Consider the following 7,113-nt stretch of genomic DNA (forward strand, 5'->3'; position numbering starts at 1 on the left):
TTCCTTTTCCCTCCGAACAAGCCCCGACATGTTCAGACCACTCTTCGTATTTATTGGCACGCGTTATACCCGTGCAAAGCGTCGCAATCATTTTGTGTCATTCATTTCCCTGACTTCGATGATCGGGCTCGCCCTTGGCGTGGTCGTGATGATCGTGGTGCTGTCGGTGATGAACGGCTTCGATCATGAGATGCGCACCCGCGTGCTGGGCATGGTGCCCCACGCGACCATCGAGTCCGGTGAAGCCATCAACGACTGGCCGAGCCTGGCCGCCAAGGTCAAGCAGAACCCGCAGGTGGCGGCCGTCGCGCCGTTCACCCAGATGCAGGGGCTGCTGACCAACAACGGCCAGGTGTCCAAGGTATTGCTCAATGCCATCGATCCGGCGCTGGAGCGCAACGTCTCGATCATCGACAACTTCATGAAGCAGGGCAAACTCGACGATCTGACGCCGGGCAGCTTCGGCATCGTGATCGGCGACAAGGCCGCGACCAAGCTCGGCGTGGGCCTCGGTGACAAGGTCACCTTCGTTGCACCTGAGGTCAGCGTGACCCCGGCCGGGATGTTCCCGCGCATGAAGCGCTTCACCGTGGTCGGCATCTTCCATGTCGGCGCCGGCGAACTGGACGGTTACCTGGGCGTCACCAACCTGCAGGATCTGGCGAAAATGCACCGCTGGAAGCCTGATCAGGTGCAGGGCCTGCGTCTGAAGTTCGACGATCTGTTCCAGGCACCGCGCGAGGCGTGGAACATCGCCCAACGACTCGGCGAAGACCGTTACTACGCCCGCGACTGGACCCGAACCCACGGCAATCTGTATCAGGCGATCCGCATGGAAAAAGCCATGATCGGCCTGCTGTTGCTACTGATCGTCGCGGTTGCTGCGTTCAACATCATTTCCACGCTGGTGATGGTGGTGAACGACAAGAAGGGCGACATCGCCATTCTGCGCACACTGGGCGCCACACCGGGCACGATCATGCGCACGTTCATGGTGCAAGGCACGGTGATCGGTGTGGTCGGCACTGCCATCGGCGCCGTGGTCGGGATCTTCGCCGCGCTCAATGTCAGCGCCGCGATTTCGGCCCTCGAAGGTGTGATCGGACACAAATTCCTCAACGCCGATGTGTATTTCATCGATTACCTGCCGTCGCAGGTGCAGAGCCAGGACGTGGTCATGGTCTGCGCCGCTGCGTTGGTCCTGAGTTTCCTCGCCACCCTGTATCCAGCCTGGCGTGCCGCGCGCACCCAGCCGGCGGAGGCGCTACGTTATGAGTGAGTCGGGCATGAGTGAAAAAGCAATCTTGAGCTGCCGCAACCTGGGCAAATCCTACGAGGAAGGCCCGGAGTCGGTGGAAGTGCTGGCCAACCTGCAACTGGAACTGCATCCGGGAGAGCGGGTGGCGATCGTCGGCAAATCCGGTTCGGGCAAAAGTACCTTGCTCAACCTGCTGGGCGGTCTCGACACGCCGACCAAGGGCGGTGTATGGCTCGACGGTGAAGAACTGTCGGCGCTGAGCGAGAAGAAGCGTGGCCTGCTGCGTAACCGCGCCCTCGGGTTCGTGTACCAGTTCCACCACCTGCTGCCGGAATTCACCGCGCTGGAAAACGTCTGCATGCCGCTGCTGATCGGCAAGACCGCGATCCCGGAAGCCCGTCAGCGTGCTACGGCGTTGCTGGAACGGGTCGGTCTGGGGCATCGCCTGGAACACAAGCCGGCAGAGCTGTCCGGTGGCGAACGCCAGCGCGTGGCCATTGCCCGGGCACTGGTGAACAATCCGGGCCTGGTGATGCTCGACGAGCCGACCGGCAACCTCGACTCCCACACCGCCGAAGGCATTCAGGACTTGATGCTGGAACTCAGCACTTCGATGCGCACTGCGTTTCTGGTGGTGACTCACGACATGAACCTGGCTCGCCAGATGGACCGCGTCCTGCACCTCAATGAAGGCTGCCTGACGCCAATCTGACGCGTTGAAACCCGATGCCTGAAAAGGCATCGGGTCTTTTATTTTTATACGGTGCCCCAGCGAATGTTCAGACCGTTATCGATCTTTATCGGCACGCGCTATACCCGCGCCAAGCGCCGCAATCGCTTTGTTTCGTTCATTTCGATGACCTCGATGATCGGGCTCGCCCTCGGCGTGCTGGCGATGATCGTGGTGTTGTCGGTGATGAACGGCTTCCAGCGCGAAATGAGCTCGCGCATCCTCGGCATGGTTCCTCACGCGACCATCGTCGGCGTCAAGCCCATCGACGACTGGCAACCAGTGGCCGCCGCTGCGATGAAAAATCCGGAAGTGACAGCCGCCGTGCCGTTCACCGAGATGGAAGGCATGCTGTCCTACAAGGGCATGATGCAGCCGATCCAGATCAGCGGAGTCGACCCGGCCCAGGAAGGCAAGGTGTCGATCGTTGCCCAGCACATTGTTCAGGGCCGTCTCGATGCCTTGAAACCGGGTGAGTTCGGCGTAGTGCTGGGTGAAATCACCGCCCGGCGTTTCCGTCTCAATGTCGGCGACAAGATCACCCTGATCGTGCCGGAAGTCAGCACCGCACCGGGCGGCATCACCCCGCGCATGCAGCGTCTGAACGTGGTCGGCGTGTTCAAGGTCGGTGCCGAACTCGACGGTTCCATGGGCCTGATCCACGTCTCCGACGCCGCGACCATGCAGCACTGGGAGCCGAATCAGGTGCAGAGCGTGCGTCTGGCGGTGAAGGATCTGTATGCCGCGCCGAAGGTTTCGTCGGACATCGCCACTGGCCTTGGCGCCGATTTCAAGGCTGACGACTGGACCCACACCCAGGGCAGCCTGTTCAGCGCAATGAAGATGGAAAAAACCATGATCGGCCTGTTGCTGCTGATGATCGTCGCGGTGGCGGCGTTCAACATCATCGCGACCCTGATCATGGTGGTGAACGACAAGGGCGCGGACATTGCGATCCTGCGCACCATCGGCGCAACGCCACGACAGATCATGGCGATCTTCATGGTGCAGGGCACGGTGATCGGCATCGTCGGCACCATCATCGGCGGTGTGTTGGGCGTGATTGCCGCGCTGAATGTCAGTGAGATGGTGGGTTGGGTCGAGCGAGTGACCGGGCAGCACATCTTCAGTTCGGATGTGTATTTCGTCAGCAACCTGCCATCGGAATTGCAGGGCGGCGACGTGCTGCTGATCTGCTCGGCGGGTTTCATCCTCAGCTTCCTGGCCACGGTTTACCCGGCGTGGCGGGCGGCGAAGATCGAACCGGCACATGCCTTGAGATATTCGTAAGCTTCAAGACCGCCTTCGCGAGCAAGCTCGCTCCCACAGTGTTTTGAAGTGCTCACAAATTTGTGGTGCGACTCGATACTGGTGGGAGCGAGCTTGCTCGCGAAAGGGCCGGCACTGCTTGCCTCAAACTTTGGGCAACTCAATTACAAACCGCGTCCAGCCCTGAGCTGATTCGCAATGAATCTGCCCACCATGGGCCCGAATGATCGACTGAGTAATCGCCAGTCCCAATCCCGCATGCTCGCTGCTGCCTTCCTGACGTGCCGGGTCCGCCCGGTAGAAGCGATCGAACAAGCGCGGCAACAACTCAGCAGAAATCCCTTCGCCGCTGTTCTCCACTGTCACCCTCAAGGACTTTGCCTGCTCGGTTACCCGCACGCGCACCTCGCCGTTAGCAGGGGTAAACCGCAACGCGTTATCCAGCAGATTCGATAACGCTCGGCGCAACATCGCGCGATCTCCCTCGAATCGCCCCGCACCGTCACGGCTCAGGCTGACCTGAGCGTCTTCGGCCAGTGGCGCAAAAAACTCCAGCAACGCATCGGCTTCTTCCGCCAGCTCCAGCGGTTCACGTTTGGGCACCAGCAAACCGTGGTCAGCCTTGGCCAGATAAAGCATGTCGTTCACCAACTGCGCCATCCATTGCAGCTCTTCAAGGTTGCTGTGCAATGCCTCGCGATAGTCTTCGAGGGGGCGAGGGCGGGTCAGGGTGACCTGCGTGTGGGTCAGCAAGTTTGACAGTGGTGTGCGCAGTTCATGGGCGATGTCGGCGGAGAACGCTGACAGTCGCTGAAAAGAGTCATCGAGACGTCCGAGCATGGCGTTGAAACTGTGGGCCAATTCCGCGAGTTCTGCGGGCATCCGCGCTTCCGGCAGTCGGGCATTCAACGATTGCGCCGAAATCCCACGGGCCACCGCACTCATGCGGCGTAACGGGCGAAGACCGCTGCGGGCGGCCCAGGCGCCGAGCAACGCAGTGGCCAGCGCCGAAAGACCGACGGTCAGCCAGATCAGATGCTGCATGCGTTGCAGGAAGTGCTGGTGGTGGGTGATGTCCAGTAGCAAGGTCAATTGCGGGGAATCAGGTTTTGCCGGCTCAAGCGCGGCGTTGAGCAGGCGATAGTCGGTGCCGTTGTCGTTGATGGTGGCCAGACCGGGTTGCTGCGGCAGGTTTGCCGGGGCATGCAACGAGCGACCGAACCAGCGCTGCCCCTCAGGGCTACTGATGCGCAGCGTGACATCGCCTTGTTGGCTCAACTCATCAGTGATGTGCGCGGCGTCGCTACCACTCAACAGCGTCTGACGCACGCTGAGCAGTTTTCCTTCGAGCAGTTGCTGGTCGAGCTCGATGAAGTGGCCCTCGCTGGCTCGATTGAAAACGACCCCGGCGACCAGCGAAACCACTGCGGTGCAGCCGGCGAACAACAGCGCCAGCCGACTGCTCAAGGACAGTCGGCGCATCAGTCGGCACGCTCTTCAAGGACGTATCCCATGCCGCGCACGGTGTGAATCAGCTTGTGGGGGAAATCGTCATCGATTTTCAGGCGCAGTCGACGAATCGCCACTTCGATCACATTGGTATCGCTGTCAAAATTCATGTCCCAGACCTGCGAGGCGATCAGCGATTTGGGCAGCACTTCGCCCTGGCGGCGCAGGAGCATCTCCAGCAGAGCGAACTCTTTGGCGGTGAGGTCGATGCGTTGACCGCTGCGTTCGACCCGGCGGCGGATCAGGTCCAGACTCAGATCGGCCAGGCGCAGACTGGTTTCCTGAGGTGTGGAACTACCGCGGCGCAACAGGCTGCGCACCCGCGCCAGCAGTTCAGAGAAGGCGAACGGTTTGACCAGATAATCGTCAGCGCCCAGTTCAAGGCCATGCACCCGGTCTTCAACGGTGTCTTTGGCTGTCAGAAACAGGATCGGCGTTTCCAGGCCGGCGCTGCGCACCGCTTGCAGGATCTGCCAGCCATTGCGACCGGGCAGCATCACGTCGAGGATCAGCAACGCATAGTCGCCGCTCAACGCCAATTGCTGGCCGGTGGTGCCGTCGGCCACCAGTTCGGTGTTGAAACCGGCTTCGGTCAGGCCCTGGCGCAGGTACTGGCCGGTTTTGGGTTGGTCTTCGACGATCAGCAGTTTCATGGGCGACTCGGGTAGCGGGAACGAGGACGTTATACCGTGGGCGAACGCGGTGAGCGCCAACCTGACAAAGTTGTAATCTGCCTGTCAGGTCGCTGCCAGCGCAGGCGGGCTAGAGTTTCCCACAGGCTGAACCTTGATTTGTTGGAGTACGACTATGTTTTTGCGCAACCGTCTGGCCCTTGCCGCATGTCTGCTGGCGCTGAGTTCGCCGCTGTGGGCATCGCCGGCGCACACCTATGACTTCGGCCAGCCAGCCCCGGCGGCCAAGGCCACCCGCAGCATTGAAGTGGTGATGGGCGACATGAGCTTCGATCCGAAGGCGATCGAGATCAAGGCCGGTGAGACCGTTCGTTTTGTGCTGGTGAATAAAGGCCAGTTGCTGCACGAATTCAACCTTGGCGACGCGACGATGCATGCAAAACATCAGCAGGAAATGTTGCAGATGCAACAAAGCGGCATGCTGACGCCTACCGGCATGAAGGAAATGTCCCACGACATGGCGGGCATGGATCATGCCTCGATGGGGCATGGCATGAAACACGACGACCCCAACAGTGTGCTGGTGGAGCCGGGCAAGACCGCCGAACTGACCTGGACCTTCAGCAAAGCGGTGAATCTGGAGTTTGCCTGCAATATTCCCGGGCATTACCAGGCCGGAATGGTCGGCAAACTGACTGTCAGTCAGTAAGCACTCAAAGGCGGGAGCAAAGGCTGGTAGAATCCGCTGAATCTTCAGTCAGGTTTCCGCCATGCATCCCGCAGCCGAACATTCGCCGCTGGGCAAATCCAGCGAATACATCGCCACGTACACGCCGTCCCTGCTGTTCCCGATCCCGCGCACCGCGAAATGGGCCGAGCTGGGCCTGACCGCCGAAACCCTGCCGTATAAAGGCGTGGATTTCTGGAACTGCTTCGAACTGTCGTGGCTGCTGCCGTTGGGCAAACCGGTGGTAGCGATCGGTGAGTTCAGCATTCCGGCGGACTCGCCGAACATCATCGAATCCAAGTCGTTCAAGCTGTACTTGAACTCGCTGAACCAGACGCCGTTTGCCGATATCGCAAGTCTCGAAGCGACGCTGGTCAAAGATCTATCCGCCGCTGCCGGCAAGCCTGTGGGCGTGCGGGTCCGCAGCCTGAAAGACGTCGAAACCGAAGGCGTCGTCGCGCTGCCGGGCGTGTGCATCGACGATCTGGATATCAGCGTCAGCAACTACGAACATCCACGTCCTGAACTGCTGCGCTGCGACGATTCTCGCGTGGTGGAGGAGAGCGTGCACAGTCATCTGCTCAAATCCAACTGCCCGGTGACCAGCCAGCCGGACTGGGGCAGCGTGGTGGTGGAATACCGCGGCGCGGCGCTGGATCACGCCAGCCTCCTGGAATACATCGTCAGCTTCCGCCAGCACTCGGACTTCCACGAGCAATGCGTGGAGCGGATCTTCCTCGACCTGCAGCGCCTGCTGAAGCCGGAAAAACTCACGGTGTTCGCGCGTTACGTGCGCCGGGGCGGGCTGGACATCAACCCGTACCGCAGCACTGAAAGCGTGCAACTGCCGAACCATCGTCTGGTTCGTCAGTAAAGAATCCATGTGGGAGCGAGCTTGCTCGCGATTGCAATTTGTCAGTGATGTTGATGTTGGCTGACACACCGCAATCTGTCTCTTATACACATCTGACGCTGCCGACGACTAGTC

7 protein-coding genes are annotated in these 7,113 nt (G+C 60.5%); 5 read left to right on the forward strand and 2 right to left on the reverse strand.

Annotation, left to right across the window (positions count from 1 at the left end):
* The first annotated feature begins 28 nt into the window (after positions 1-28).
* The 3 genes from N8H71_RS26170 (at position 29) to N8H71_RS26180 (ending at position 3,278) form a co-directional block, all read left to right on the forward strand.
* Complete coding sequence (locus N8H71_RS26170) at positions 29-1,279, forward strand: lipoprotein-releasing ABC transporter permease subunit (protein ID WP_007953013.1); 1,251 nt, start codon at positions 29-31, stop codon at positions 1,277-1,279.
* Between the two features lie 7 nt (positions 1,280-1,286).
* The gene (gene lolD / locus N8H71_RS26175) at positions 1,287-1,970 is read left to right on the forward strand and encodes a lipoprotein-releasing ABC transporter ATP-binding protein LolD (protein ID WP_178081301.1); all 684 of its coding nucleotides are present in this window, start codon (positions 1,287-1,289) and stop codon (positions 1,968-1,970) included.
* Between the two features lie 63 nt (positions 1,971-2,033).
* Complete coding sequence (locus N8H71_RS26180; protein WP_064381083.1) at positions 2,034-3,278, forward strand: lipoprotein-releasing ABC transporter permease subunit; 1,245 nt, start codon at positions 2,034-2,036, stop codon at positions 3,276-3,278.
* A 123-nt stretch (positions 3,279-3,401) separates the two neighbouring features.
* On the opposite strand, the gene N8H71_RS26185 is transcribed toward N8H71_RS26180, so the two are convergent.
* Together N8H71_RS26185 and N8H71_RS26190 are read right to left on the reverse strand one after the other, a co-directional pair.
* Positions 3,402-4,739 (reverse strand): heavy metal sensor histidine kinase, encoded by a 1,338-nt coding sequence (locus tag N8H71_RS26185; protein ID WP_262196210.1) that lies wholly within the window; start codon positions 4,737-4,739, stop codon positions 3,402-3,404.
* On the reverse strand, positions 4,739-5,419 hold the full coding sequence (locus N8H71_RS26190) for a heavy metal response regulator transcription factor (RefSeq protein WP_007951608.1): 681 nt from the start codon (positions 5,417-5,419) through the stop codon (positions 4,739-4,741). The genes N8H71_RS26185 and N8H71_RS26190 overlap by 1 nt, the downstream gene beginning before the upstream one ends.
* Before the next feature lie 154 nt (positions 5,420-5,573).
* On the opposite strand from N8H71_RS26190, the gene N8H71_RS26195 reads away from it, so the two are divergent.
* Together N8H71_RS26195 and queF are read left to right on the forward strand one after the other, a co-directional pair.
* Entirely contained in the window at positions 5,574-6,107 is a 534-nt protein-coding gene (locus N8H71_RS26195) for a cupredoxin domain-containing protein (protein ID WP_262196211.1), read from the forward strand.
* Between the two features lie 61 nt (positions 6,108-6,168).
* Positions 6,169-6,999, forward strand: a complete 831-nt coding sequence (queF, locus tag N8H71_RS26200; RefSeq protein WP_262196212.1) for an NADPH-dependent 7-cyano-7-deazaguanine reductase QueF — start codon at positions 6,169-6,171, stop codon at positions 6,997-6,999.
* Positions 7,000-7,113 lie beyond the last annotated feature (114 nt).

It is taken from the genome of Pseudomonas koreensis (assembly GCF_025447595.1).
Classification (GTDB): domain Bacteria; phylum Pseudomonadota; class Gammaproteobacteria; order Pseudomonadales; family Pseudomonadaceae; genus Aquipseudomonas; species Aquipseudomonas koreensis_H.

Coding starts and splice junctions, on each gene's coding strand:
- N8H71_RS26180 (WP_064381083.1), top strand. CDS start 2,034: ATGTTCAGACCGTTATCGATCTTTATCGGCACGCGCTATACCCGCGCC.
- N8H71_RS26185 (WP_262196210.1), bottom strand. CDS start 4,739: ATGCGCCGACTGTCCTTGAGCAGTCGGCTGGCGCTGTTGTTCGCCGGC.
- N8H71_RS26195 (WP_262196211.1), top strand. CDS start 5,574: ATGTTTTTGCGCAACCGTCTGGCCCTTGCCGCATGTCTGCTGGCGCTG.
- N8H71_RS26190 (WP_007951608.1), bottom strand. CDS start 5,419: ATGAAACTGCTGATCGTCGAAGACCAACCCAAAACCGGCCAGTACCTG.
- N8H71_RS26170 (WP_007953013.1), top strand. CDS start 29: ATGTTCAGACCACTCTTCGTATTTATTGGCACGCGTTATACCCGTGCA.
- lolD (WP_178081301.1), top strand. CDS start 1,287: ATGAGTGAAAAAGCAATCTTGAGCTGCCGCAACCTGGGCAAATCCTAC.
- queF (WP_262196212.1), top strand. CDS start 6,169: ATGCATCCCGCAGCCGAACATTCGCCGCTGGGCAAATCCAGCGAATAC.